17 protein-coding genes are annotated in these 26,787 nt (G+C 58.2%); 16 read left to right on the forward strand and 1 reads right to left on the reverse strand.

The window, feature by feature from the left end; all coding sequences use genetic code 11:
• From nuoE to AD669_RS16490, 16 genes are all read left to right on the forward strand, one after another.
• On the forward strand, window positions 1-498 hold the full coding sequence (nuoE, locus tag AD669_RS16415) for an NADH-quinone oxidoreductase subunit NuoE (RefSeq protein WP_007920186.1): 498 nt from the start codon (window positions 1-3) through the stop codon (window positions 496-498).
• On the forward strand, window positions 495-1,850 hold the full coding sequence (gene nuoF, locus AD669_RS16420; protein WP_008082856.1) for an NADH-quinone oxidoreductase subunit NuoF: 1,356 nt from the start codon (window positions 495-497) through the stop codon (window positions 1,848-1,850). Before nuoE ends, nuoF begins: the two co-directional genes overlap by 4 nt.
• A 134-nt stretch (window positions 1,851-1,984) precedes the next feature.
• Window positions 1,985-4,699, forward strand: a complete 2,715-nt coding sequence (gene nuoG / locus AD669_RS16425; RefSeq protein ID WP_053121631.1) for an NADH-quinone oxidoreductase subunit NuoG — start codon at window positions 1,985-1,987, stop codon at window positions 4,697-4,699.
• A complete protein-coding gene (gene nuoH, locus AD669_RS16430; RefSeq protein ID WP_008082852.1) occupies window positions 4,696-5,703 on the forward strand; it encodes an NADH-quinone oxidoreductase subunit NuoH in 1,008 nt (335 codons plus the stop codon). The genes nuoG and nuoH overlap by 4 nt, the downstream gene beginning before the upstream one ends.
• An 11-nt stretch (window positions 5,704-5,714) precedes the next feature.
• Window positions 5,715-6,263: an NADH-quinone oxidoreductase subunit NuoI gene (nuoI, locus tag AD669_RS16435; RefSeq protein ID WP_007920177.1), complete on the forward strand. Its 549-nt coding sequence runs from the start codon at window positions 5,715-5,717 to the stop codon at window positions 6,261-6,263.
• 9 nt (window positions 6,264-6,272) lie between these two features.
• Window positions 6,273-6,773 (forward strand): NADH-quinone oxidoreductase subunit J, encoded by a 501-nt coding sequence (gene nuoJ / locus AD669_RS16440; protein ID WP_008082850.1) that lies wholly within the window; start codon window positions 6,273-6,275, stop codon window positions 6,771-6,773.
• 3 nt (window positions 6,774-6,776) lie between these two features.
• Complete coding sequence (gene nuoK / locus AD669_RS16445) at window positions 6,777-7,085, forward strand: NADH-quinone oxidoreductase subunit NuoK (RefSeq protein ID WP_003223790.1); 309 nt, start codon at window positions 6,777-6,779, stop codon at window positions 7,083-7,085.
• The gene (gene nuoL, locus AD669_RS16450) at window positions 7,082-8,935 is read left to right on the forward strand and encodes an NADH-quinone oxidoreductase subunit L (protein WP_038362640.1); all 1,854 of its coding nucleotides are present in this window, start codon (window positions 7,082-7,084) and stop codon (window positions 8,933-8,935) included. The genes nuoK and nuoL overlap by 4 nt, the downstream gene beginning before the upstream one ends.
• 39 nt (window positions 8,936-8,974) lie before the next feature.
• Window positions 8,975-10,507, forward strand: a complete 1,533-nt coding sequence (gene nuoM / locus AD669_RS16455) for an NADH-quinone oxidoreductase subunit M (protein ID WP_008082846.1) — start codon at window positions 8,975-8,977, stop codon at window positions 10,505-10,507.
• A gap of 7 nt (window positions 10,508-10,514) precedes the next feature.
• On the forward strand, window positions 10,515-11,978 hold the full coding sequence (nuoN, locus tag AD669_RS16460) for an NADH-quinone oxidoreductase subunit NuoN (protein ID WP_053121633.1): 1,464 nt from the start codon (window positions 10,515-10,517) through the stop codon (window positions 11,976-11,978).
• A 1,110-nt stretch (window positions 11,979-13,088) separates the two neighbouring features.
• Window positions 13,089-13,439: a toxin gene (locus AD669_RS16465; protein ID WP_053121636.1), complete on the forward strand. Its 351-nt coding sequence runs from the start codon at window positions 13,089-13,091 to the stop codon at window positions 13,437-13,439.
• Complete coding sequence (locus AD669_RS16470; RefSeq protein WP_053121638.1) at window positions 13,429-13,743, forward strand: DNA-binding transcriptional regulator; 315 nt, start codon at window positions 13,429-13,431, stop codon at window positions 13,741-13,743. Before AD669_RS16465 ends, AD669_RS16470 begins: the two co-directional genes overlap by 11 nt.
• A gap of 169 nt (window positions 13,744-13,912) precedes the next feature.
• Complete coding sequence (locus AD669_RS16475; protein WP_053121639.1) at window positions 13,913-15,238, forward strand: OprD family porin; 1,326 nt, start codon at window positions 13,913-13,915, stop codon at window positions 15,236-15,238.
• 415 nt (window positions 15,239-15,653) lie between these two features.
• Window positions 15,654-20,261 carry a SpvB/TcaC N-terminal domain-containing protein gene (locus AD669_RS16480; protein WP_053121640.1) on the forward strand — a complete coding sequence of 1,536 codons (4,608 nt, stop codon included), beginning with the start codon at window positions 15,654-15,656 and terminating at the stop codon, window positions 20,259-20,261.
• The gene (locus tag AD669_RS16485) at window positions 20,258-23,128 is read left to right on the forward strand and encodes an RHS repeat-associated core domain-containing protein (protein ID WP_082341457.1); all 2,871 of its coding nucleotides are present in this window, start codon (window positions 20,258-20,260) and stop codon (window positions 23,126-23,128) included. The genes AD669_RS16480 and AD669_RS16485 overlap by 4 nt, the downstream gene beginning before the upstream one ends.
• A 128-nt stretch (window positions 23,129-23,256) precedes the next feature.
• Window positions 23,257-26,043 (forward strand): RHS repeat-associated core domain-containing protein, encoded by a 2,787-nt coding sequence (locus tag AD669_RS16490; RefSeq protein ID WP_053121641.1) that lies wholly within the window; start codon window positions 23,257-23,259, stop codon window positions 26,041-26,043.
• A gap of 155 nt (window positions 26,044-26,198) precedes the next feature.
• Here AD669_RS16490 and AD669_RS16495 read toward each other — a convergent pair whose 3' ends face one another.
• Window positions 26,199-26,579: a DUF6124 family protein gene (locus AD669_RS16495; RefSeq protein ID WP_053121643.1), complete on the reverse strand. Its 381-nt coding sequence runs from the start codon at window positions 26,577-26,579 to the stop codon at window positions 26,199-26,201.
• Window positions 26,580-26,787 lie beyond the last annotated feature (208 nt).

Below are 26,787 nucleotides of genomic sequence, written 5' to 3' on the forward strand. Positions count from 1 at the left end.
ATGAACAGCACGCTTATCCAGACAGACCGTTTCACCCTCAGTGAAACCGAGCGCTCGGCCATTGAGCACGAGCTGCATCACTACGAAGACCCGCGCGCGGCGTCGATCGAAGCCCTGAAGATCGTTCAGAAAGAACGCGGCTGGGTGCCGGATGGCGCCCTGTACGCAATCGGCGAGATCCTCGGCATCCCGGCCAGCGACGTTGAAGGTGTGGCTACTTTCTATAGCCAGATTTTCCGTCAGCCGGTTGGCCGTCACATCATTCGCGTCTGCGACAGCATGGTCTGCTACATCGGTGGCCACGAGTCGGTGGTCAGCGAAATCCAGAACAATCTGGGCATCGGCCTGGGTCAGACCACCACCGACGGTCGTTTCACCCTGCTGCCGGTCTGCTGCCTCGGCAACTGCGACAAGGCACCGGCGCTGATGATCGACGACGACACCTTTGGTGATGTGCAGCCTGCTGGCGTCGCCAAACTGCTCGAGGGCTACGTATGACCCTGACATCTTTCGGTCCTGCCAACCGCATTCAGCGTTCGGCCGAGACTCACCCGCTGACCTGGCGTCTGCGTGACGACGGCGAAGCCGTGTGGCTCGACGAGTACCAGGCCAAGAACGGTTACGCCGCTGCGCGCAAAGCCTTCGCCGACATGGATCAGGACGCCATCGTCCAGACCGTGAAAGACGCAGGCTTGAAAGGTCGCGGCGGTGCAGGCTTCCCCACAGGCGTGAAGTGGGGCCTGATGCCTAAAGACGAATCCATCAACATCCGTTACCTGCTGTGCAACGCGGATGAAATGGAGCCGAACACCTGGAAAGACCGCATGCTGATGGAGCAACTGCCCCATCTGCTGATCGAAGGCATGCTGATCAGTGCTCGCGCGCTGAAAACCTACCGTGGCTACATCTTCCTGCGTGGCGAGTACACCACCGCCGCCAAGCACCTGAATCGTGCTGTGGAAGAAGCCAAGGCTGCGGGCCTGCTCGGTAAGAACATCTTGGGCAGCGGCTTCGATTTCGAGCTGTTCGTCCACACCGGCGCCGGGCGTTACATCTGCGGTGAAGAAACCGCACTGATCAACTCCCTCGAAGGCCGTCGCGCCAACCCGCGCTCCAAGCCGCCCTTCCCTGCCGCCGTCGGCGTGTGGGGCAAGCCGACTTGCGTGAACAACGTCGAAACCCTGTGCAACGTGCCGGCGATCATTGCCGACGGCGTTGACTGGTACAAATCGTTGGCCCGCGAAGGCAGCGAAGACATGGGCACCAAGCTCATGGGCTTCTCCGGCAAAGTCAAAAACCCGGGCCTGTGGGAATTGCCATTCGGCGTCACCGGTCGCGAGTTGTTCGAAGACTACGCCGGCGGCATGCGCGACGGCTTCAAGCTCAAGGCCTGGCAACCAGGCGGCGCCGGTACCGGTTTCCTTCTGCCTGAGCACCTCGACGCACAAATGTACGCCGGCGGCATCGCCAAAGTGGGTACCCGTATGGGTACCGGCCTGGCCATGGCGGTGGATGACAGCGTCAACATGGTCTCCTTGCTGCGCAACATGGAGCAGTTCTTCGCTCGCGAGTCGTGCGGTTTCTGCACCCCGTGCCGTGATGGTTTGCCATGGAGCGTCAAGCTCTTGATGGCCATCGAAGAAGGCCGCGGTCAGCCAGGCGACATCGAGACCCTGCTGGGTCTGGTCAACTTCCTCGGCCCAGGCAAGACCTTCTGTGCTCACGCACCGGGTGCCGTGGAACCGTTGGGCAGTGCCATCAAATACTTCCGTCCAGAGTTCGAAGCCGGTATCGCGCCAGTCAGCGCCGCCGTCCCGCCTCTGGCAAGGCCGATCGTAATCGGCGCGTAAACGCTTAATAAGGTGAAGGGCCTGAGCCCTTCGCCTCCTGCGATGACGCCTTTCGAGGCTGGTTTGATTCGCACGGATAACAAGATTCCATTAGCCACGCCCGCTGACACCGGGCCAACGAAGACCTTTGAACCATGGCCACTATCCACGTAGACGGCAAAGCGCTCGAAGTCGACGGGGCAGACAACCTGTTACAGGCATGTCTGTCGCTGGGCCTCGACATTCCATATTTCTGCTGGCACCCCGCGCTTGGTAGCGTCGGGGCTTGCCGCCAGTGCGCGGTCAAGCAGTACACCGACGAGAACGACACCCGTGGTCGCATCGTCATGTCCTGCATGACCCCGGCCACCGACAACACCTGGATCTCCATCGAAGATGAAGAATCCAAGGCATTCCGCGCCAGTGTTGTTGAATGGCTGATGACCAACCACCCGCACGACTGCCCTGTGTGCGAAGAAGGCGGTCATTGCCACCTGCAAGACATGACAGTGATGACCGGCCACAACGAGCGCCGTTATCGCTTCACCAAACGCACCCACCAGAACCAGCAACTGGGCCCGTTCATTTCCCACGAAATGAACCGCTGCATCGCTTGCTACCGCTGTGTGCGTTTCTATAAGGATTACGCTGGCGGCACCGACCTCGGTGTGTTCGGCGCCCACGACAACGTGTACTTCGGTCGCGTTGAAGACGGCACCCTCGAAAGCGAGTTCTCCGGCAACCTCACCGAGGTCTGCCCGACCGGTGTGTTCACCGACAAAACTCACTCCGAGCGCTACAACCGTAAGTGGGACATGCAGTTCTCGCCGAGCATCTGCCATGGCTGCTCGAGCGGTTGCAACATCTCCCCGGGCGAGCGTTACGGTGAACTGCGTCGCATCGAAAACCGTTTCAACGGTTCGGTGAACCAGTACTTCCTGTGCGACCGTGGCCGTTTCGGTTATGGCTACGTCAACCGCACCGACCGTCCACGTCAGCCGCTGCTGGCCGACGGCACCAAGCTCAGCCTGGACGCCGCACTGGATAAAGCCGCTGACCTGCTGCGCGGTCGCAATATCGTCGGTATCGGTTCGCCACGCGCCAGCCTCGAAAGCAACTACGCGTTGCGCGAACTGGTCGGCGCCGTGCACTTCTACTCGGGCATCGAAGCGTCCGAACTGGAACGTATTCGTCTGGTCTTGCAGGTGCTGAACGACAGCCCGCTGCCTGTGCCGAACATGCGCGACATCGAAGACCACGATGCGATCTTCGTCCTCGGCGAAGACCTGACCCAGACCGCCGCTCGTATGGCGCTGTCGCTGCGTCAATCGGTCAAGGGCAAAGCTGAAGACATGGCCGAAGCCATGCGCGTTCAGCCTTGGCTCGACGCTGCGGTGAAGAACATTGGTCAGCACGCGCTGAACCCGCTGTTCATCGCCAGCCTGGCGGAAACCAAACTCGACGACATCGCTGAAGAATGCGTACACGCTGCTCCGGACGATCTGGCGCGCATCGGTTTCGCCGTTGCTCACGCACTGGACGCCAGCGCCCCGGCCGTTGAAGGTCTGGACGCCGAAGCACTGGAACTGGCTCAGCGCATCGCCGACGCCCTGCTCGCGGCCAAACGTCCGCTGATCATCGCCGGTACTTCGCTGGGCTCCAAAGCCCTGATCGAAGCCGCCGCGAACATCGCCAAAGCACTGAAACTGCGCGAGAAGAACGGTTCGATCAGCCTGATCGTGCCGGAAGCCAACAGCCTCGGTCTGGCCATGCTCGGTGGCGAATCGGTCGACGCGGCGCTGCAAGCCGTCATCGACGGCAAGGCTGACGCGATCGTTGTGCTGGAAAACGATCTGTTCACCCGCACCGCCAATGACAAGGTCGATGCCGCACTGAACGCTGCGAAAGTAGTGATCGTTGCTGATCATCAGAAGACCGCGACCACCAACCGCGCGCACCTGGTTCTGCCAGCCGCAAGCTTCGCTGAAGGCGACGGTACGCTGGTCAGCCAGGAAGGTCGTGCTCAGCGCTTCTTCCAGGTTTTCGATCCGCAATATCTGGATGCGAGCATTCTGGTTCACGAAGGCTGGCGCTGGCTGCACGCCCTGCGCGCGACCCTGCTGAACCAGCCGATCGACTGGACGCAACTCGACCACGTCACCGCTGCCGTTGCTTCGAGCACCGCGCAACTGGCGCGTATCGTCGACGCAGCACCGTCGGCGGCGTTCCGTATCAAGGGTCTGAAACTGGCGCGTGAGCCGCTGCGTTACTCCGGTCGCACCGCAATGCGCGCCGACATCAGCGTTCACGAACCACGCACCCCGCAAGACAAAGACACCGCGTTCGCCTTCTCCATGGAAGGTTACTCGGGTTCGGTTGAGCCGCGTCAGCAGGTTCCTTTCGCCTGGTCTCCGGGCTGGAACTCGCCACAAGCGTGGAACAAGTTCCAGGACGAAGTCGGTGGTCATATCCGCGCTGGCGACCCGGGCACCCGCCTGATCGAAAGCACTGGCGATTCGCTGAACTGGTTCGCTGCAGCACCGCGTGCATTCAACCCGGCAGCGGGCACCTGGCAAGCCGTGCCGTTCTTCCACCTGTTCGGCAGCGAAGAGAACTCTTCGAAAGCCGCGCCGGTTCAAGAGCGTATTCCGGCTCCTTACGTGGCACTGGCGAAATCCGAAGCGGATCGTCTGGGCGTCAACGAAGGTGCATTGCTGAGCCTGAACGTGGCCGGTCAGACCCTGCGTCTGCCGCTGCGCATCAATGAAGAACTGGGCGCCGGTCTGGTGGCATTGCCTGCGGGCATCGCCGGCATTCCACCGGCATTCGCCGGCGTATCCGTCGACGGTCTGCAGGAGGCAGCGCAATGACCTGGTTCACCCCTGAAGTGATCGATGTGATCCTGACGGTCATCAAAGCCATCGTCATTCTGTTGGCCGTGGTGGTCGCGGGTGCGTTGCTCAGCTTTGTCGAACGTCGCCTGCTGGGCTGGTGGCAGGATCGTTACGGTCCGAACCGCGTTGGCCCGTTTGGTATGTTCCAGATCGCCGCCGACATGCTGAAGATGTTCTTCAAGGAAGACTGGACGCCGCCGTTTGCCGACAAAGTGATCTTCACTTTGGCGCCGGTGGTGGCCATGTCCGCCTTGCTGATCGCGTTTGCGATCATCCCGATCACCCCGACCTGGGGCGTCGCGGATCTGAACATCGGCTTGCTGTTCTTCTTCGCCATGGCCGGTCTGTCGGTCTACGCGGTGTTGTTCGCCGGCTGGTCGAGTAACAACAAGTTCGCCCTGCTCGGCGCGTTGCGTGCTTCGGCGCAGACCGTGTCCTACGAAGTGTTCATGGGCCTGGCCCTGATGGGCATCGTGGTGCAGGTCGGCTCGTTCAACATGCGCGACATCGTCGAATACCAGGCGCAGAACCTGTGGTTCATCATTCCGCAGTTCTTCGGCTTCTGTACCTTCTTCATCGCTGGCGTCGCCGTGACTCACCGTCACCCGTTCGACCAACCGGAAGCGGAACAGGAACTGGCCGACGGTTACCACATTGAATACGCCGGTATGAAATGGGGCATGTTCTTCGTCGGTGAGTACATCGGCATCATCTTGATCTCGGCGCTGCTGGTCACCCTGTTCTTCGGTGGCTGGCACGGTCCGTTCGGCATCTTGCCGCAACTGTCCTTCCTCTGGTTCGCACTGAAGACCGCGTTCTTCATCATGCTGTTCATCCTGCTGCGCGCGTCTATCCCGCGTCCGCGTTATGACCAGGTGATGGATTTCAGCTGGAAATTCTGCTTGCCACTGACCCTGATCAATTTGCTGGTGACCGCTGCGGTCGTGTTGTGGAACACGCCTGCAGTCGCGGTTCAGTGAGGATTTGACCCATGTTCAAATATATTGGCGACATCGTTAAGGGTACTGGTACCCAGTTGCGCAGCCTGGTCATGGTCTTCGGCCATGGCTTTCGCAAGCGCGACACCCTGCAATACCCGGAAGAAGCGGTCTACCTGCCACCACGCTACCGTGGTCGTATCGTCCTGACCCGTGACCCCGATGGCGAAGAGCGTTGCGTTGCCTGCAACCTGTGCGCCGTGGCTTGCCCGGTGGGTTGCATCTCGCTGCAGAAAGCTGAAACCGAAGACGGTCGCTGGTACCCGGACTTCTTCCGTATCAACTTCTCGCGCTGCATTTTCTGCGGTCTCTGCGAGGAAGCCTGTCCGACCACCGCAATCCAGCTGACACCGGATTTCGAGATGGCCGAGTTCAAACGTCAGGATCTGGTGTACGAGAAAGAAGATCTTCTGATCTCCGGCCCCGGCAAAAACCCTGATTACAACTTCTATCGTGTTGCAGGTATGGCAATCGCTGGCAAGCCGAAAGGCTCCGCACAGAACGAAGCCGAACCGATCAACGTGAAGAGCTTGCTGCCTTAAGGAAGAACGATGGAATTCGCTTTCTATTTCGCATCGGGTATCGCTGTTGTGGCCACGCTACGTGTGGTCACCAACACCAACCCTGTGCACGCCCTGCTCTACCTGATCATCTCGTTGATCGCTGTGGCCATGACCTTCTTCGCACTCGGCGCACCGTTCGCCGGCGTGCTGGAAGTGATCGCCTACGCCGGCGCCATCATGGTGCTGTTCGTGTTCGTGGTGATGATGCTCAACCTCGGCCCCGCCGCGGTTCAGCAAGAACGCGCCTGGCTCAAGCCCGGTATCTGGGCAGGGCCGGTGATTCTCGCCGGGCTGCTGCTGGCCGAACTGCTGTATGTGCTGTTCGCTCACCAGAGCGGTCAGGCCATCGGCCACACCACCGTAGACGCGAAAGCCGTGGGCATCAGCCTGTTCGGCCCGTACCTGCTGGTGGTCGAACTCGCCTCGATGCTGCTGCTCGCTGCAGCCGTCACGGCGTTCCATTTGGGCCGTAACGAGGCGAAGGAGTAAGTCATGCCTGCTATCCCTCTCGAGCATGGATTGGCCGTCGCCGGCATCCTGTTCTGCCTTGGTCTGGTCGGCCTGATGGTCCGCCGCAACATTTTGTTCGTGTTGATGAGTCTGGAAGTGATGATGAACGCCTCTGCACTGGCGTTCATTGTTGCGGGCGCCCGTTGGGGCCAGCCGGATGGACAGATCATGTTCATCCTGGTGATCAGCCTTGCAGCTGCCGAGGCCAGTATTGGTCTGGCGATCCTGCTGCAACTGTATCGCCGCTTCCATACGCTCGATATCGACGCTGCCAGTGAGATGCGCGGATGAACCTGATCTTTCTGACTTTCGTATTCCCTCTGATCGGTTTCCTGCTGCTGTCGTTCTCCCGTGGACGCTGGTCGGAAAACCTCTCGGCGCTGATCGGCGTGGGTTCCATTGGCTTGTCGGCGATTGTCGCCGCGTACGTCATCTGGCAATTCAACGTCGCACCACCCGAAGGCGGTCACTACACCTTGGTGCTGTGGAAGTGGATGGCGGTCGAAGGCTTCAAGCCTGACTTCGCCCTCTACGTCGACGGCCTGTCGATCACCATGCTCGGCGTGGTGGTTGGCGTCGGTTTCCTGATCCACCTGTTCGCGTCCTGGTACATGCGCGGCGAAGCGGGTTACTCGCGCTTCTTCTCGTACACCAACCTGTTTATCGCCAGCATGCTGTTCCTGGTACTCGGCGATAACCTGTTGTTCCTGTACTTCGGCTGGGAAGGCGTGGGCCTGTGCTCGTACCTGTTGATCGGTTTCTATTACAGCAACCGCAACAACGGTAACGCCGCGCTCAAGGCCTTCATCGTGACCCGGATCGGCGACGTGTTCATGGCCATCGGCCTGTTCATCCTGTTCCAGCAAGTGGGCACGCTGAACATCCAGGAACTGCTGGTGCTGGCACCGCAGAAATTCCAGGTCGGCGACTTCTGGATCACCCTGGCAACGCTGATGCTGCTGGGGGGCGCGGTCGGTAAATCGGCGCAACTGCCGCTGCAAACCTGGCTCGCGGACGCGATGGCCGGCCCGACCCCGGTTTCGGCATTGATCCACGCCGCAACGATGGTGACTGCCGGTGTTTACCTGATCGCCCGTACCCACGGCCTGTTCACCCTGGCGCCGGAAATCCTCCACCTGGTGGGCATCGTTGGTGGTGTGACCCTGGTACTGGCCGGTTTCGCCGCGCTGGTACAAACCGACATCAAACGTATCCTCGCCTACTCGACCATGAGCCAGATCGGCTACATGTTCCTGGCGCTGGGCGTTGGCGCATGGGATGGCGCGATTTTCCACCTGATGACCCACGCCTTCTTCAAGGCCCTGCTGTTCCTTGCTTCCGGTGCGGTGATCGTTGCCTGCCACCACGAGCAGAACATCTTCAAGATGGGCGGTCTGTGGAAAAAACTGCCACTGGCCTACGCCAGCTTCATCGTCGGCGGCGCGGCACTGGCTGCCCTGCCACTGGTCACCGCAGGCTTCTACTCCAAGGACGAAATCCTTTGGGAAGCGTTCGCCAGCGGCAACCACGGTCTGCTCTACGCAGGTCTGGTCGGCGCGTTCATGACGTCGCTGTACACCTTCCGCCTGATCTTCATCACGTTCCACGGTGAAGCCAAGACTGAAGCCCACGCCGGTCACGGCATTGCTCACTGGCTGCCATTGTCGGTGCTGATCGTATTGTCCACCGCCATTGGCGCGATGATCGTTCCGCCACTGCACGGCGTACTGCCAGAAAGCGTTGGCCATGCCGGTGGCGAAGCCAAGCACAGTCTGGAAATCGCGTCGGGCGCCATCGCCCTGGCCGGTATCCTGCTGGCAGCGCTGCTGTTCCTCGGCAAGCGTCGCTTCGTCACGGCGATCGCCAACAGCGGCATCGGCCGTTTCCTTTCGGCCTGGTGGTTCGCTGCCTGGGGCTTCGACTGGATCTACGACAAACTGTTCGTCAAGCCTTACCTGGCGATCAGCCACGTACTGCGTAAAGACCCGCTCGACCAGACCATCGGTCTGATCCCGCGTATGGCCAAGGGTGGTCACACCGCCCTGAGCCGCACCGAGACCGGTCAACTGCGTTGGTACGCTGCTTCGATGGCTGCTGGTGCCGTGCTGGTTATCGGCGCCATCGTGCTGGTAGCGGTCTGATATGAACCTTGCGAATTTGCGAAAGGAAACGAGCCCGTCATGATTCTGCCTTGGCTAATCCTGATCCCCTTCATCGGCGGCCTGCTGTGCTGGATGGGTGAGCGCTTCGGCGCTACCCTCCCGCGCTGGATTGCGCTGTTGACCATGACCCTGGAACTCGCCCTCGGCCTCTGGCTGTGGGCCCACGGTGACTATTCATTTGCCCCGGCGCCTGGCGCCGATCCGACCTGGGCGCTTGAGTTCAAGCACATCTGGATCGCGCGTTTCGGCATCAGCGTACACCTGGCCCTCGACGGCCTGTCGCTGTTGATGATCCTGCTGACCGGTCTGCTGGGTATCCTCTCGGTACTCTGCTCGTGGAAAGAGATTCAACGTCACGTTGGCTTCTTCCACCTGAACCTGATGTGGATCCTGGGCGGCGTTGTCGGCGTGTTCCTCGCCCTCGACCTGTTCATGTTCTTCTTCTTCTGGGAAATGATGCTGGTGCCGATGTACTTCCTCATCGCGCTCTGGGGTCACAGTTCTTCGGACGGCAAGAAAACCCGGATCTACGCGGCGACCAAGTTCTTCATCTTCACTCAGGCGTCCGGCCTGATCATGCTGGTGGCGATCCTCGGTCTGGTGCTGGTCAACTTCAACAACACTGGCGTGATTACCTTCAACTACGCCGACCTGTTGAAAACCAAGATGTCGATGACCACCGAGTACATCCTGATGCTCGGCTTCTTCATCGCCTTCGCGGTCAAGCTGCCAGTCGTACCGTTCCACTCGTGGTTGCCTGATGCCCACGCCCAGGCACCGACCGCAGGTTCCGTCGACCTCGCCGGTATCTTGCTGAAAACCGCTGCTTACGGTCTGCTGCGTTTTGCCCTGCCGCTGTTCCCGAATGCCTCGGCCGAGTTCGCGCCGATCGCCATGACCCTTGGTCTGATCGGGATCTTCTACGGTGCGTTCCTCGCGTTCGCACAAACCGACATCAAGCGTCTGATCGCCTTCTCGTCCGTTTCCCACATGGGTTTCGTGTTGATCGGCATTTACTCCGGCAGCCAACTGGCCCTGCAAGGTGCAGTGATCCAGATGCTCGCGCACGGTGTGTCGGCGGCGGCACTGTTTATCCTCAGCGGTCAGTTGTACGAGCGTCTGCACACTCGTGACATGCGTGAGATGGGCGGTGTGTGGTCGCGTATCGCTTACCTGCCGGCAATCAGCCTGTTCTTTGCAGCCGCGTCCTTGGGTCTGCCGGGTACCGGTAACTTTGTCGGTGAGTTCCTGATCCTGATCGGCTCCTTCGCGAGCTGGCCGTGGATCACTGCGATTGCCACTTCCGGTCTGGTGTTCGGTTCGGTCTACTCGCTGATCATGATCCACCGTGCCTACTTCGGCCCGGCGAAATCGGATTCGATCCTGCACGGTATGGACGCTCGCGAACTGATCATGGTGCTAGGCCTTGCGGTGTTGCTGATCTACATCGGCGTCTACCCGCAACCGTTCCTCGACACTTCTGCCGCCACGATGCATGGCGTTCAGCAGTGGCTCGGCACCGCCTTCACTCAACTCGCTTCGGCCCGGTAAGAGCGCTATGGAATTCACGATTCAACACTTTATTGCGCTTGCGCCACTGTTGATCACCAGCCTCACCATTATCGTGGTGATGCTGGCAATCGCCTGGCGCCGCAACCACTCGCAGACCTTCCTGATCTCGGTCGCCGGTCTGAACCTGGCCCTGTTGTCGATCCTGCCAGCCCTGAAAGTCGCGCCTCTGGCCGTGACCCCATTGCTGCAGATCGACTCGTTTGCCTGCCTGTACATGGCGCTGATCCTGGTCGCCACCCTCGCCTGTGTGACTCTCGCCCACGCCTATTTGGGTGATGGCGGTACGGGTTACCCGGGCAACCGTGAAGAGCTGTACTTGCTGATCCTGATGGCCGCCGCCGGTGGTCTGGTTCTGGTCAGCGCGCAGCACCTGGCCGGTTTGTTCATCGGTCTGGAACTGCTCTCGGTACCGGTTTACGGTCTGGTGGCTTACGCCTTCTTCAACAAGCGTTCGCTGGAAGCCGGCATCAAATACATGGTGCTGTCGGCGGCCGGTTCCGCGTTCCTGTTGTTCGGTATGGCCCTGCTCTACGCTGACGCCGGTTCCCTGAGCTTCACCGGTATCGGTCAGGCGCTGGCTGCGACTGGTCTGCCTAGCCCGCTGGCGCAACTGGGCCTGGGCATGATGCTGATCGGTCTGGCGTTCAAGCTGTCGCTGGTACCGTTCCACCTGTGGACGCCGGACGTCTACGAAGGTGCTCCGGCGCCGGTGGCCGCGTTCCTTGCGACTGCGTCGAAGGTTGCGGTGTTTGCGGTGATGGTGCGTCTGTTCCAGATCTCCCCTGCTGCCAGCAGTGGCGTACTGAGCGACGTGCTGACCGTTATCGCCATCGCCTCGATCCTGTTCGGTAACCTGCTGGCCCTGACCCAGAGCAACCTCAAGCGTCTGCTCGGTTACTCGTCCATCGCGCACTTCGGCTACCTGCTGATCGCACTGGTGGCGAGCAAGGGTCTGGCGGTGGAAGCCATTGGCGTGTACCTGGTGACTTATGTGATCACCAGCCTCGGCGCCTTCGGCGTGATCACCCTGATGTCCTCGCCGTACAACGGCCGTGACGCGGATGCCCTGTACGAATACCGCGGCCTGTTCTGGCGCCGTCCGTACCTGACCGCCGTGCTGACCGTGATGATGCTGTCGCTGGCCGGTATCCCGCTGACCGCTGGCTTCATCGGCAAGTTCTACATCATCGCCACCGGTGTTGAAGCGCACCAATGGTGGCTGGTCGGTTCGCTGGTTCTGGGCAGCGCCATCGGCGTCTTCTACTACCTGCGCGTGATGGTCACCCTGTACCTGATCGAACCAAACCTGCGTCGCCACGACGCCCAACTGCACTGGGAACAAAAGGCAGGCGGTGTAATGCTGCTGGCCATCGCCCTGGTCGCATTCTTCCTGGGTGTGTACCCGCAGCCATTGCTGACACTGGTTCAGCAGGCGGGTCTGGCGGGCTGATTGCTCGGCTGGCTTGAAATGAAAACGGCACCTTCGGGTGCCGTTTTTGTTTTTGTGGGATTTAACATTTTCATTGCCTGACCCACTGCTTTCGCGAGCAGGCTCGCTCCCACGGGTTATGTGTGGTGCACAAATTCTGCGGTCATCCCGGATCATTGTGGGAGCTGGGCTTGCCCGCGAAGGCGTCGGCACATTCAACATCTTCATTGCCTGACACACCGCTTTCGCGAGCAAGCTCTGCTCCTACGGGTTATGTGTCGTGCACCAATTCTGTGGTCATCCCTGATCATTGTGGGAGCCGGGCTGGCCCGCGAAGGCGTCGGCACATTCAATATCTTCATTGCTTGACCCACCGCTTTCGCGAGCAAGCTCTGCTCCTACGGGTTATGTGTCGTGCACAAATTCTGTGGCCATCCCGGATCATTGTAGGAGTGAGCCTGCTCGCGAAGGCGTCGGCACATTCAATATCTTCATTGCTTGACCCACCGCTTTCGCGAGCAGGCTCACTCCTACAGGTTATGTGTGGTGCACAAATTCTGCGGTCATCCCGGATCATTGTGGGAGTGAGCCTGCTCGCGAAGGCGTCGGCACATTCAATATCTTCATTGCCTGACCCACCGCTTTCGCGAGCAAGCTCTGCTCCTACGGGTTATGTGTGGTGCACAAATTCTGTGGTCATCCCGGATCATTGTGGGAGTGAGCCTGCTCGCGAAGGCGTCGGCACATTCAATATCTTCATTGCCTGAACCACCGCTTTCGCGAGCAGGCTCGCTCCCACAGGTTATGTGTGGTGCACAAATTCTGTGGCCATCCCGGATCATTGTGGGAGTGAGCCTGCTCGCGAAGGCATCGGCACATTCAACCTCTTCACAGCCTGACACCCCGCCGCTATCGCTATTCGGCGCTGGACACTGCTGCGAATTGTTCTGACACGTGAGTTGCGAAGCCTCTTCACAGATCAGTCGAACGATCCTACCTCTCCCGTCTACTCGTCCTACAGGTGATTTTACGATCGACGTCTACCGTTGAAAAAGGGGCGAAGAGCAAGGCCAGCAGGCCTTGACCTATTCGATTATCGAGACAACACTATACGCAGGCAACGTACAGAACATGGATGCTCTATTTATCGAACTACCTGCGTTTCAGAAGCATCGAGACGATTATCTGGACGATGAGCTGTTTCGCAGCTCCCAGTTGGAATTGCTGAAAAACCCGGAAGCAGGCGACCTCATAGAAGAAACCGGAGGGCTGCGCAAAATTCGTTTTTCCGACCAGCGCAGAAACAAAGGCAAGCGTGGTGGTTTGCGGGTGATCTATTACTGGTGGTCCGGTTACGACCAGTTTTGGCTTTTCACCGTTTACAGCAAGAACGAACAGGACAATCTGACGCCTGCCCAGAAAAAACTTTTCAGACAAACGCTGGATAAAGAACTCAACACGAGAACCCACTATGAAACGTGACATTTTTTCTGAATTGATGAACGGCCTGGAAGCCCTTGCTGACGAGCGCCAAGGCAAAATAACGCTACATACCCACAAAGTTCAGTTGCCGAAACTGGTACCGATTACGGCTGAAGAGGTCGTCGCCATCCGCCAACAACTCAACCTTTCCCGATCAGTATTCGCGATGTATCTGCGCACTAACACCCGCACGCTCGAAAACTGGGAACAAGGACGCGCGACACCTAACGCCCAAGCCACCACCCTCATCCGACTGGTTGAGCGCTTTCCGCAAACCATCGATCAACTCGCAACCTTGAGCTAGACGAAACCTCCCAGTCCACATGACGAAATTGTAATTCCCTCATCACCTTGGCGTTATCCGCAGCTTGCAACGATGTCACCCGGCGACCATGCCGGCGGGCCCTCGCCCGTCGAACAATAAAACTCACGCCGAAGCACGTTCCCGTTCTGCCGAACTCCAGGAGTGACTGATGCTTAACCCTACAAAAATATCGATGGCCGCTTTAACGGTGGCGATCAGCGCCGGATCATCCATGGTAGTGGCGGAGGAAAAAGCCGAAGGCTTTATCGAAGGCAGCAGCCTCACCGTCCTCAACCGCAACTACTACTTCAATCGTGATCACCGCAACGGCCAGTCCAGCCCTACCGGCAATGGCTATTCCGAAGCCTGGGCGCACGCAGTAATCAGCAAGTTCGAATCCGGATTCACTCAAGGCACCGTCGGCTTCGGTGTTGATGCGTTTGCCATGATCGGCCTGAAACTCGACACCGGTGACGGCCGTAACGGCGCTCGTAGCTCCTTCGATGTGTTGCCGGTCAACAGCGATGGCCAGGCGCAGGACGAGTACACCAAATTCGGCGGCGCCGCCAAAGTGCGCGCGTTCGATACGATCGTGCGGGTCGGCGATGTGTTCCCCGCCACCCCGGTGGTCGCCGCTGGTGACTCGCGATTGCTGCCCGAGAGTTTCAAAGGCGTGACAGCCATCAACACCAGTATCGAAGGCCTGTCGGTACAGGGCGGTCGACTGCATGCAATGAGCCAACCGACCTCCAGCGACCTCAACGATAACTTCGCCACCTTCTACGCCGGCCCGGTCAATTCGCCGTGGATCGCCTACGGCGGCGGAGATTACGCGCTGAACAAAAACCTCACGTTCAGCCTGTATTCCAGCCGCCTCAAGGACGCCTGGAATCAGTACTACGCCGGCACCGCATGGACGTATCCATTGGCAGATGACCTGTCATTGTTCGGCGACCTCAACTACTACAAGGCCGTCGACGAGGGTAAACAACTCCTCGGCAAATTCGACAACAACATCTGGAGCGGCCGCGTCGGCGTCAAACTCGGCGCCCACTCTGTCGCCCTCTCCCACCAGCGCAACAACGGCAACGACGACTTCGATTACCTGCGCCAGTCCGACTCGATCTTCCTCGACAACTCCATCCAGTACAGCGACTTCAACTCGCCCAAAGAACGTTCCTGGATGGTGCGCTATGACCTCGACATGACCCCGTACGGCGTGCCGGGTCTGTCGTTCATGACCCGTTACGGTCGCGGCACCGATGCTGACTATTCCAACGCCAACGCTGTGTACATGCGCCGCGACGCGGAGGGTAATCCGCTTACCGATCAGAAGCGCTGGGAGCGCGATGTTGAAGTCAAATACGTGGTGCAAAGCGGCTCGATGAAAGACCTGTCACTGCGTTTGCGTCAGGCCACGACCCGCGCCACAGCGTTCGAGTCCGATCTGGAAGAAGTGCGGGTGATCGTCGAATACCCGCTGGCGATTCTGTGAATTTCATGAGCGATCAGATTCACCTTTAGAAGCTCCTTGCTCCTTTGGAAAGAGGTGAATTTTTTGGCGTCCTTCGGGGCGCCTTTTTTTACTCTGTGAAACACGAAAAACCTGTAGGAGCCGGTGCAGGCTGCGATCTTTTGATCTTGAAAGACACAACCAAAAGGTCGCAGCCTGCACCGGCTCCTACAAGTTTTGGCGATAGATCGGTTATCTGTTGAGCGAATTTGATCTAAGAAAACTGCACCACCCTGTCAGGTCTGACAGGTTACACCGCCAGTCTTTACCGCTAGCGTTAACCCGCCGGGCATCCTATCGATGCCACCCATCTGGCAGGGAGATTCACTGATATGGCCGTCGCCACCTCCATCATCGCTTACATACGTTTCACGGCCAGACGCAACGGCGGTTCGCTATGAGTGAGCAACCGCAGCAACAGTCAACGATGCAGATCAACACTCCCTCCCTGCCCAAAATGGGCGGAGCCATTCAAAGCATCGGCAAGGGTTGGGGCGGCGTCGGCACCACCGGCGCGGCATCGCTTGAATTGCCCCTGCCGATTTCCCCCGGCCGTGGTTTTGCCCCGCCGCTGGGGCTGGGTTACAGCAGTGATGTCGGCAACAGCCCGTTCGGCATCGGCTGGCATCTGACGGCCAACGCCATCACCTTGCGCACAACCAAGGGCGTTCCGGCCTACACCGGCAACGATATTGTCACCGGCCCCGGCGGCGATATGTGGATGCCCGAGCGCAGTGACGGCGACGGCAGCGTCATCTCCAGAAACGTCACGCGCTACAACGGCACCGATCTGGGCATACAGCATAAGGTGGTGCGCTATTGGCCGAGAGTTGAAGGGGCTTTCAGCCTCATCGAGCACTGGTCAACCGCCACCGACGCAAGTGGATTCTTTTTGATTCACGGTGCCGATGGCAGCCTGCATATCTACGGCAAAACTCCCGACTCACGCCGAGCCGACCCGGCCGATCCATTGCGCGTCGGCGCGTGGATGATCGACGAAAGCCTCAACACGCGCGGCGAGCACATCGTCTACCAATACAAAGCGGAAACTGACGCCCCCGCCCCGCCGCAACTGCGCGACTACCGCGCGCAGCGCTACCTCAAATGCGTGTATTACGGCAACGCCAAGGCCCATCCGCACCTGTACGCCTGGGTCACCGACAGCTGGAAAGCCGAGCAATGGCACTTCCATTTACTGTTCGATTACGGCGAACGCAGCACTACCCTGGAAACCGCCCCCGCCTACGCAGAAACACAACCGTGGCCTGTACGCAGCGATCCCTTCTGGAATTACAGCTACGGCTTTGAACTGGGCACCCAGCGCCTGTGCCGGCAAGTGCTGATGTTTCATCACTTTCCCAAAGAACTCGGCGATACGCCCGTGCTGGTGCAGCGCCTGTTGCTCGAGCACCGGGCCAACCCGCTCGGCTACAACCATCTGACTGCCGCGCACATTCAAGCGTATGACGCACTCGGTCAGGTCGAAAGTCGCCCGCCCATGGAGTTCGGCTACAACGCTTGCGAGCTCGACCCCAAACATCCGGGCTGGACACAGTTTCCCGACATGCCCGGGCTCAATGACGGCCAGTTCTATCAACTGGTCGACTTGTATGGCGAAGGCCTGCCGGGGGTGCTGTGTCGTTATGATCAAGCGTGGTATTACCGCGAACCATTGCGCTGCGACAGTGGCGGCGACGACGTCTGCTACAGCGACTGGAAACGGCTGGAAAACATTCCGGTGGCCGACAGCAGCAAAGCGATTCACCAATCGCTGACCGACCTGACGGGCGACGGCAAGCTCGACTGGGTGATCGCCATGCCCGGTATGCACGGCTTTTTTACCCTTGGCCCGGATCGCGACTGGTCAAACTACGTTCCCTTCAAGGCGTTCCCCAACGAATTCCTGCATTCAATGTCACGCCTGACCGATCTGGTCGGCGACGGCCTCAGCGACCTCGCACTGATCGGCACCAACAGCGTGCGTCTGTATGCCAATCGCCGCGAGCACGGGTTCGCCGACGGCGTCGACGTGCCTCATCGTTATAAATTGCCCGACGGTGACGACGATGAGCTGCCGTCATTGCTGCATACGCAAACCGAAGTGGTCGCGTTCGCCGACCTGCTCGGCAGTGGCCAGCAGCATCTGGTGCGCATCCGCCACAACGAAGTCAAAGTCTGGCCGAATCTGGGGCGCGGGCGCTTCGGCAAAGGTTTCGTGCTGTGCGCGCTGCCGTTCACCTACAGCGAGTTCAATGCGGCACAGGTTCTGTTGGCCGATCTCGACGGCTCCGGCGCGGCCGATCTGATCTACCTGGAACCCAAGCGTCTGCGTGTGTTCATGAACCACGCCGGTAACGGATTCGAGCAAAGCAGTGTCGACCTGCCGTGGCCCCAGGGCGTGCTTTACGACCGACTTACCCAGGTCAGCACCGCCGACCTGCAAGGGCTGGGTTGCTCGAGCCTGATCGTGACGGTGCCGTACATGGCCCCTCGACACTGGCGCTACGATTTCGTCAAAGCTAAGCCGTATCTGGTCAACCGCACCTGCAACAACATGGGTTCCAGCAGCGGCGTGACCTACCGCAGTTCGGCGCAGGAATGGCTGGATGAAAAAAACCAGCAACACGCGGCGGGCATCGAAAACCCGATCTCCCAATTGCCCATGGCGTTGCATGTGGTCAAGCAGCAGACCCAGCACGATGACATCACCGGCAACACGCTGACGCAGGGTTTCAGTTATCGCGGCGGTTATTACGACCGCTTCGAGCGCGAGTTCCGTGGCTTTCGCCTGCTCACGCAGACCGATACCGAAGCGACGCAAGCCGAACGCGCAACCGCCGGTTTCACCGCACCGATCCTGAGCAAAACCTGGTTCCACACCGGCGAGGATATCGACCCTTCCCGCGACGGTTATTACACGGGCGACCCGTCTGCGGTAGCCCTGCAACCCACGCTGCTACACGATCACGCGGCGCAACCCATCGAGTCACCAGACGAAGACCTCCAGCGCGAAATTGCCCGCTGCCTGAGCGGCAGAGTCCTGCGCTCGGAGGTCTACGCCGCAGACGACGATCCCGCCACTGCCGTGCCTTACGCTGTTCAGGAAAGCCGCGTCGCCGTGCGCGTGTTGCGGCCCAAAGGTGAGCACAATCCTTACGCGGTGGTGCAGCCGCTTGACCTGGAATCGATCAGTTATCAATACGAGCCAGACATCGCCGATGACCCGCTATGTCAGCACACACTGAACCTGGAATGGGATGAGTACGGCAGCGTCATTCATGGCTTTACCGTGCACTACGCACGGCGCAAAACCTTGAGCGATACACCGCCGTTCAGCGACGAATATCACCAAACCTGGTGGAAGGATGCCCACGACGATGCCCAGCAAAAGTGGTACCTGACGCAAACTAAAGCGCTGCACCTTCACCTGCCAAATCCAGAAGCCTGGCGCCTTGGCCTGCCCTATCAGGCGCGCGGCAACGCACTGGTGCTCGACAAATCGGCGCTCACCGCCGCCAACATCACCCATGAGTATTTTCTGCGACAAATCGCCGACGACGGCGCGTGGGCGAAACAATCCGTGCTCACAGGCTTGTCGATGCAGCTCTACATGAACCCCGCCAACAACCAGCCCCTTGCACCCGGCCAAGCGACGTTCGAAGGTTTGCCCGCGCACATAGAAACGGCGGAGCTGGATGCCATCGCCCTCAGCGCCTACGACAAACTCAAGGACGCCGAGGGCAACATGCCCTTCAACCTGAAAGAAAAACTCGAGTCACCGGAAGTCGGTTACCACATCATGGATCTGTTCCTGCCTGAAGTGAAAAACACCCCACCGACCGATCCGGACGATGCAAAAAATTACCTGTGGTCGGTGCGCAAAGGCTTCCCCACCTATCACGCGCTGGATGGTTTTTTTAACATCCAGAAGTATCGCGAAACCCTTAGCCACGGTGAGACCCAGGTCTTTTACGACGACTATTGGTGCCTGACCAATGCCGTCACCCTGCCCGATGGCTGCACCACCCGCACGCTCGATGTGGATTACCGGAGCTTTCTGCCGGCCGCCATCGAAGACGCCAACCGCAATATTCAGGAGGCGCGTTACGACGCATTAGGCCAAGTGTTGGTCACCAGTTTCCACGGCACGGAATTAGGCCTGCCGGTGGGTTTTGATCGACTGGAAACCTACGTCCCGCCTCCCGACCGCCACCCGGCGATTGCCATTGCCGACCCGAAAAAAGCCATCGGCAATTTCGCCAGTGTCAGCTTCAGCGATCCTTTCAGCTGGATGGGCCATGTCTCACGCACCTCACCGCCCTCCCCTGAATGGCAGGCATGGGCCAGACGTGAAGGATTCATCCTGCCCGGCGGCCACTTCTGCGACAGAGCGCGGCAGCATCTTGCCGCCGTGCAAACCCCAGACGCAAACGAGAAAATCCTCAAGGAACAACTCGACGCGGCCCACCGCGAACCGATCCATGCCGTCGCGATGTTGGCTGACCGCTACCCCGGTGATCCGGAGATGCAAGTGCGGGTCAGCATCGCCTGCTGGGATGGTTTTGGTCGAACGTTGCAAACCAAACAGGAAGTCGAGCCGGGGAAATCGTGGCAAGTGGGCGACAACGGTGAATTGATCCTCGACTCCGACGGCAAGCCTGTAGAAGCCGAGGTGCCACGACGCTGGCGTGTCAGCGAGCCGGTTGAATACAACAACAAGGGCGAGACCGTGCGGATCTATCGCCCCTACTTTGCCGATCAGCCGCGCTACATCAATGATCGCTCGATGCGCGAGCATGCCTTCCACGACCAGCAGTTTTACGATGCAGCCGGTCGCCCGACTGAAACGGTGCTGGCGAAAAAAATGCTCCAGGGCAATCCACCGCAAATGAAACCGTTGCGACGGGAGACGTGGTACTGGATCTGGTGCAACGTGGCGTTTGATGAGAACGATTTGTTTGAGCCGCCGCCGGAACAACGGCGGAAAAAATTTCCATTCATATGAGTATTTGGCTTGATACGCAGACCCCGCAGCTGACGGCGAATGACAGCCGTGGAATGCCGGTGCGGCAGATTGCGTATTGGCGTGAGGATCTCGGCAAGCCTGAAGCGCGGGTCACCCTTGCGCAGCATGACGTCGCCGGGCGATTGGTGGCGCAGCGGGATCCGCGGTTGATGGCGGATGCTGCGGCGCCGGCGAATCTTGTGTCGATCTATTCGCTGTCCGGGAAGGTGTTGAGCACGGTGAGTGTGGATGCCGGGTGGCGGGTTGGATTGTTCGGGGAAGCGGATCAGGCTGTATTGGGGCGGGATGGTCGAGGGAGTCAGCGCAGAACGGAGTATGACGATCAGGTTCGGCCTGTCGTGGTGTTTGAGCTGGCGGTTGATGGTGAGTTTTTGTGTAGCGAACGTTTGGCCTATGGCGGGAACGATCCGGTATTTTCCGCGCGTAACCAGTGCGGGAAACTGATTCGCCACGATGATGCAGCCGGTGCGCAGCTGTTCGAGCAGTTCGGTTTGGCGGGTGAAGTGTTACAGCAGGCACGCCATTTTTTGCAGACGCTGGAATCCCCCGACTGGCCGGCGCCCGTTTCCGAGCGTGACACGTTGCTTGAGCCCGGCGCAGGGTTCACTGGGCGCGCACGGTTTAACCCGCTGGGCGAGGCCATCGAACAAACCGACGCCAAAGGTCACCGACAGTTTTCCATTCACACCCTCGCCGGCCAATTGCGCGAGGTTCGTCTGCAATTGGCAAAGGACGTCACGCCGAAGGTATTGGTCAGCGCCATCCAGTACAACGCTCACGGTCAGACTGAAAGGGAAATCGCCGGCAACGGCGTGATCACCTTGCTGGAATACGCTGCTCAAGACGGTCGGCTGACGCATTTGCAGGCCAGACGCGGCAGCGAAGCTCTACAAGATTTGCGCTATGCCTACGATCCGGTGGGCAACGTGCTGAGCATCGAAGACGCTGCCCTGCCCATCCGTTACTTTGCTAATCAGCAAGTCGAACCGATCAATCGCTACGTTTACGACAGCCTCTATCAGTTGATCAAAGCGACGGGATGGGAAGCTGGCGGATCTAATCAAGGCCCAACATTTCCGCGGTTTGACGATCCGGCATCGTGCGCCAACTATTCGCAAACCTACCGTTATGACCGTGGCGGCAACTTGCTGGAACTAACGCATGACGGGCCGCAGAGTCACGGTCATCGACTGGTGGCGGCTGCGCAGAGTAATCGCTGTTTGCCGGTGCTCAATGGTTTGGAACCGAGCGAAGAGGACTTTCGCAAAAGCTTCGATGCCAACGGCAATTTGCTCAACCTTCAACCGGGGCAGGTTTTGCGTTGGGATCTGCGTAACCAATTGCGCGAAGTCAGCCCCGTGGCGAATGACCGTGAACGTTACGTTTACGGCGCCGATGGTATGCGCGTTCGTAAAGTGCGCTCTGTGCAAACTAACGCCCGAACGCTGATTTCGGAAGTTCGTTATCTGCCAGGTCTGGAACTGCGCACCCACAGCGGCACGGGGGAAGCGTTGCAGGTGATCACCGTTCAAGCCGGACGCAGCAGCGTGAGGGTTTTGCATTGGGAATCCGAGCCACCCAAAGACATTTCGAACGATCAATATCGTTACAACCTCAATGATCATCTCGGTTCCTGCGCGCTCGAACTGGACAGCTCAGGCGACATCATCAGCCAGGAGCGCTATCACCCTTTCGGTACGACCGCATGGTTTGCCGGGCGCGGTGAAGTTGAGGCGAGTTACAAAACCGTGCGTTATTCGGGGCAAGAGCGAGATGCCACGGGGCTTTATTATTATGGTTTCAGGTATTACCTGCCGTGGTTGCAGCGCTGGCTTAATCCTGATCCGGCGGGATACATAGATGATTTAAATATGTACAAAATGGTAAGAAACAATCCTATTGCAATGGTAGATCATCAAGGCCTTCAACCGGAATACGTCGATCACGGTCATGTATGGGCCCGCGATAAATGGGACAAGGCTATTGCTGACAGGTGGCCAGTCAGGGTAAGAACGATCGCCCCTGGAATGATCTACGTGAGTATTGCTGCGCCCGAGAAGACTTTGGCTTCTATGGGTATAAATTTGGAAAGGCAAGCATTGACTTTACGTAAAATTGACTATCTTTCGATAGATAGCAGTTATCAAAGTAAACTTGCAGGTAAAGATTCGCTACTTCCCCTGAAGGCCATGACTCCGAGTGATATCCACGCCGCAACGGGTACAGGAAATTCTCAAAATATAGCTTTCATAAATGGTGCCTTTTTTAACATGTTAAACAGGGTCAGCGCTTCCGCCCCCGAACATGCCACCATCGGAAAGAGTATTATTGATGGACGGCACATGCCGGAATTGCCTATCCCCCGAGCCTATGCGGACAAATATACCTCAGTTACCATGAGCGACGGGTCGATGTTTCATTCAGCACCACAACTATCGGGTAGCGGCAGACAGTTGTTCACAACCGACGAACTTCTAGAACCAAGATTTAAATTTGATCCCGACGACAATCTTCCAGGAAATCTTGGTCACGCGGGCGATCCCAACTCAAGATCAGCGATCAGTTTCGCGGGAACTGGCTCAACAAACCCGAGGACTCGATTGATCCTCGGGCGAGTCCCCGGAGGGAAGGAGTACGACGTTGCAGGCTACACCCTAACTGAATGGGCGCACGTCACTAATAGACTGGATTCATTGAATTCTGTTCCAGGAAGATCAGTAAATTTGGATGGCGGCGCCTCAACAGTTTTAGGTGCAATCAATCGTGACCGTGGCTTTATGGCCGATGTAAAAACAGCTCGCGACCTACAAAGAGGCATGGCTAACTTCTTGGTGTTTTACAAATAGCTATTGTGTAAAGCCCCAACATGCGCGCCACTCTTTAAGCTGTAGCAATACTCCATTGATCGATAGATTTCCGAGTGTTCTTTACGTTCGTATTATTTAGATGTGGCGCACTTCAATAAGGGTAAACGATGAGCATCGATTCAGTTACCCCAAACGTCGTAGTAAATGACAGTCGTGGCTTGCTGGTGCGCCAGATTGCGTATTGGCGTCAGGATCTTAACGAGCCTGAGGCGCGGGTAACGACTCAGCAACATGATGCGGCTGGTCGTCTGGTGGCGCAGCGGGATCCGCGGTTGATGGCGGATGCTTCGGCACCGGCCAATCTTGTGTCGATCTATTCGTTGTCCGGGAAAGTGTTGAGCAGTCTCAGCGTCGATGCCGGATGGCAACTCAGTTTATTGGGAGGGGCCGATCAGACTGTGTCGGGCTGGGATGGTCGGGGACGTCAGCGCAGGACGGAATATGACGATCAGGTTCGACCGCTGACGGTGTTTGAGCAGGGGGTTGATGGCGAGTTGTTGTGCACCGAGCGTTTTGCCTATGGCGACGACAATCCGGCATTTTCCGCGCGTAACCAGTGCGGACAACTGATTCGCCACGATGATGCGGCGGGTACACAGCTGTTCGAACAGTTCGGTTTGGCGGGTGAGGTGTTACAGCAGACACGCCATTTTTTGCAGACGCTGGAATCACCCGACTGGCCGGCGTCCGTTTCCGAGCGAGACACGTTGCTTGAGCCCGGAGCCGGATTCAAGGCGCGCGCACGGTTTAACCCGCAGGGCGAGGCCATCGAACAAACCGACGCCAAAGGTAACCGGCAGATGATCAGCCACGCTGTCGACGGCCTGTTGCACGAGGTTCGTTTGCAACTGGCAAAGGACGTCGCGCCGAAGGTATTGGTCAGCGCCATTCAGTACAACGCCCACGGTCAGACTGAGCGGGAAACCGCCGGCAACGACGTGATCACCTCGCTGGAATACGCCGCTGACGACGGTCGGCTTTCGCGGTTGCAGGCCAAACGTGGCAGCAACGCTCTGCAAGATTTGCGTTACGTCTACGACCCAGTCGGCAACGTGCTCAGCATCGAAGACGCCGCCCTGCCCGTTCGCTACTTTGCTAATCAGCGGGTTGAGCCGGTTAATCGCTACGTTTACGACAGCCTCTATCAGCTGATCAACGCGACGGGATGGGAGGCTGGCGGTACTAATCAAGGCCCGACATTTTCGCGGTTTGACGATCCGGCGTCGTGCGCCAACTATTCGCAATCCTACCGCTATGACCGTGGCGGAAACCTGCTGGAACTGACGCATGACGGGCCGCAAGGTCACGGTCATCGACTGGTGGCGGCTGCGCAGAGCAATCGCTGTTTGCCGGTGATCAATGGCGTGGAACCGAGCGAAGAGGACTTTCGCAACAGCTTTGATAGCAGCGGCAATTTGCTCAACCTGCAACCGGGGCAATCTCTACGCTGGGATCTGCGCAACCAATTGCGCGAAGTCAGCCCCGTGGCGAATGACCGTGAGCGTTACGTTTACGGCGCCGACGGTATGCGCGTTCGTAAAGTGCGCGATGTGCAAACCAACGCCCGAACGCTGATTTCGGAAGTTCGTTATATGCCAGGTCTGGAACTGCGCACCCACAGCGGAACGGGGGAAGCGTTGCAGGTGATCATCGTGCAGACCGGACGAAGCAGCGTGCGGGTTTTGCATTGGGAGTCCGAGCCACCCAAAGACATCGCCAACGATCAATATCGCTACAGCCTTAATGATCATCTCGGTTCCTGCGCGCTCGAACTGGACAGCTCAGGCGACATCATCAGCCAGGAGCGCTATCACCCTTTCGGTACGACCGCATGGTTTGCCGGGCGCGATGAAGTTGAGGCGAGTTACAAAACCGTGCGTTATTCGGGGCAAGAGCGAGATGCCACAGGGCTTTATTATTATGGTTTCAGGTATTACGCGCCTTGGTTACAGCGCTGGCTAACCGCTGATCCTGCAGGGCAAATTGATGGGCTTAATAGCTATCAAATGGTGAAAAACAACCCCTCAACTCATATCGATTTATTAGGCTTGGTGACATTCAAAGATCTCTTCGCCTCCCTCGCAGAAGAGCTACCCATTGCGAGCAGAATGGGAGCCGAACTCGATCAGTACGTAATACGGCAAGCAGGAGTCATCTACCATGAATCATACGTTCGGCGAGAGGGGAGACACATCATCAATGTGAACTGGACACAAACTTCCGACCACTTCCACCCTAACCCCGACTCGAACGAAACAGCAACAGACGTGACTCAATCCTTTCCTAGCTTAACGGGTAGTTATTCGCATGGATTCATAGCAGACCTGACGAGAGGACGTTACTCGATTTCGGTGGGTGAAGGCGAATCGGGATTGGCCGGTATGAACGTTGATTTATCAGAGGCGGAAACAACTGTTGAAAAATTAGACGTATTCGCGAAAATAGAAACCAACGTTCACAATCGCGCTCGAATATCTGAAGTTGCACATCAAGTAAACCTGGCCCCCTCAACCGCGGTCGTCTTCAAACATCTGGACATGAGCAAATACACGCCCGGCGGAAAAGATTTGGCGCATAACATACACATCCACAACGATAAAAGTGCCACCATAACTTCCAGCGTCAACTACCTATTGAAAAACGATAAAGGTGATGTAGTCCCCGGATTGGAATTGGCTACCATCGTTGAAGCCAAGATTGGAATATCGGATGGTCAGCTGAAACACGAAGCGTTAGCAGATGAACCTGTTTTGGGCCGCTATTCTCTTACGTTCGAAAAGGCAGCGTCTCCCACCCCATCACCGAGAATGAAACGCGGATTTTTCAACAGGGTTCTCCAAGAGATGGGCGGTCCAATTTACGGTCAGCAGGCTATGCGTCGATTTAACTCCTGAAGACTTGTGGATCTGTCCTTGATTCATGGGTTTACATGACAAAAACCTTTCCACATCAGACCCTCTGAGCGAGCCTGCTCGCGAAAACGTCGGCAAAGTCAACTTCTTCATTGCCTGACCTACCGCCATCGCGAGCAGGCTCACTCCTACAGGGGTTATGCGGTGGGGTCGACGTTATCCAGTGCCCTGTTTACCGCCAATTCACCAAGCATGACCACTTGCGCAATACCCAGCAGGGTCTTGCGATGCGTGCCTTCGAGCAAGGCTGCGAAGTCGCCGAGCATGACAGTGGCCGAGGCGAGGGATTCGCAGGCGTTGGCCAGCAGGGATTCGGTGTCGGCTTTGGGATTGACGTAGAACATGTCGTTTGGCGTGTAGGGCGTGGACATGATCTGGGCCGCAGGATTGAGGTAGAAATCGAGCGCGCGTTCGGCGGCGGCGTGGAGCTTTTTGGTGTCGACGGCGGCGTAGGGGGATGTTGAGTTTGCATCCGGAACGGGATCGGTTTCGGGCGGGTTTGGTGTTGGTTTTATCATGATGTTTTCTCCTTCGGAACATTGAAGCTGCCCCTTTCGGTTCCACGCGAAGGGGTGGCAGCTGTACGCAGGTTGGAACCCGGGGAACGGAGAAACCCGGCAGACTCGAAAGTCTCCCGCGCACAGCCGCCATAACAAGCTGCACACCATGAAAGTGCGCAAGCATACGTCATGAAAGACGCGATGGCGCTGATACGTTCTCCGGGGT

It is taken from the genome of Pseudomonas sp. P1.31 (assembly GCF_001269815.1).
In the GTDB taxonomy this organism is placed as follows: Bacteria; Pseudomonadota; Gammaproteobacteria; order Pseudomonadales; family Pseudomonadaceae; genus Aquipseudomonas; species Aquipseudomonas rustica.

What these genes read in the sequence shown, in the direction of transcription:
- nuoJ (WP_008082850.1), top strand. Translation starts at nt 6,273, where the DNA reads ATGGAATTCGCTTTCTATTTCGCATCGGGTATCGCTGTTGTGGCCACG.
- nuoE (WP_007920186.1), top strand. Translation starts at nt 1, where the DNA reads ATGAACAGCACGCTTATCCAGACAGACCGTTTCACCCTCAGTGAAACC.
- nuoL (WP_038362640.1), top strand. Translation starts at nt 7,082, where the DNA reads ATGAACCTGATCTTTCTGACTTTCGTATTCCCTCTGATCGGTTTCCTG.
- nuoI (WP_007920177.1), top strand. Translation starts at nt 5,715, where the DNA reads ATGTTCAAATATATTGGCGACATCGTTAAGGGTACTGGTACCCAGTTG.
- nuoN (WP_053121633.1), top strand. Translation starts at nt 10,515, where the DNA reads ATGGAATTCACGATTCAACACTTTATTGCGCTTGCGCCACTGTTGATC.
- AD669_RS16480 (WP_053121640.1), top strand. Translation starts at nt 15,654, where the DNA reads ATGAGTGAGCAACCGCAGCAACAGTCAACGATGCAGATCAACACTCCC.
- nuoM (WP_008082846.1), top strand. Translation starts at nt 8,975, where the DNA reads ATGATTCTGCCTTGGCTAATCCTGATCCCCTTCATCGGCGGCCTGCTG.
- AD669_RS16470 (WP_053121638.1), top strand. Translation starts at nt 13,429, where the DNA reads ATGAAACGTGACATTTTTTCTGAATTGATGAACGGCCTGGAAGCCCTT.
- nuoH (WP_008082852.1), top strand. Translation starts at nt 4,696, where the DNA reads ATGACCTGGTTCACCCCTGAAGTGATCGATGTGATCCTGACGGTCATC.
- nuoK (WP_003223790.1), top strand. Translation starts at nt 6,777, where the DNA reads ATGCCTGCTATCCCTCTCGAGCATGGATTGGCCGTCGCCGGCATCCTG.
- AD669_RS16465 (WP_053121636.1), top strand. Translation starts at nt 13,089, where the DNA reads ATGGATGCTCTATTTATCGAACTACCTGCGTTTCAGAAGCATCGAGAC.
- nuoF (WP_008082856.1), top strand. Translation starts at nt 495, where the DNA reads ATGACCCTGACATCTTTCGGTCCTGCCAACCGCATTCAGCGTTCGGCC.
- AD669_RS16490 (WP_053121641.1), top strand. Translation starts at nt 23,257, where the DNA reads ATGAGCATCGATTCAGTTACCCCAAACGTCGTAGTAAATGACAGTCGT.
- AD669_RS16475 (WP_053121639.1), top strand. Translation starts at nt 13,913, where the DNA reads ATGCTTAACCCTACAAAAATATCGATGGCCGCTTTAACGGTGGCGATC.
- AD669_RS16485 (WP_082341457.1), top strand. Translation starts at nt 20,258, where the DNA reads ATGAGTATTTGGCTTGATACGCAGACCCCGCAGCTGACGGCGAATGAC.
- nuoG (WP_053121631.1), top strand. Translation starts at nt 1,985, where the DNA reads ATGGCCACTATCCACGTAGACGGCAAAGCGCTCGAAGTCGACGGGGCA.
- AD669_RS16495 (WP_053121643.1), bottom strand. Translation starts at nt 26,579, where the DNA reads ATGATAAAACCAACACCAAACCCGCCCGAAACCGATCCCGTTCCGGAT.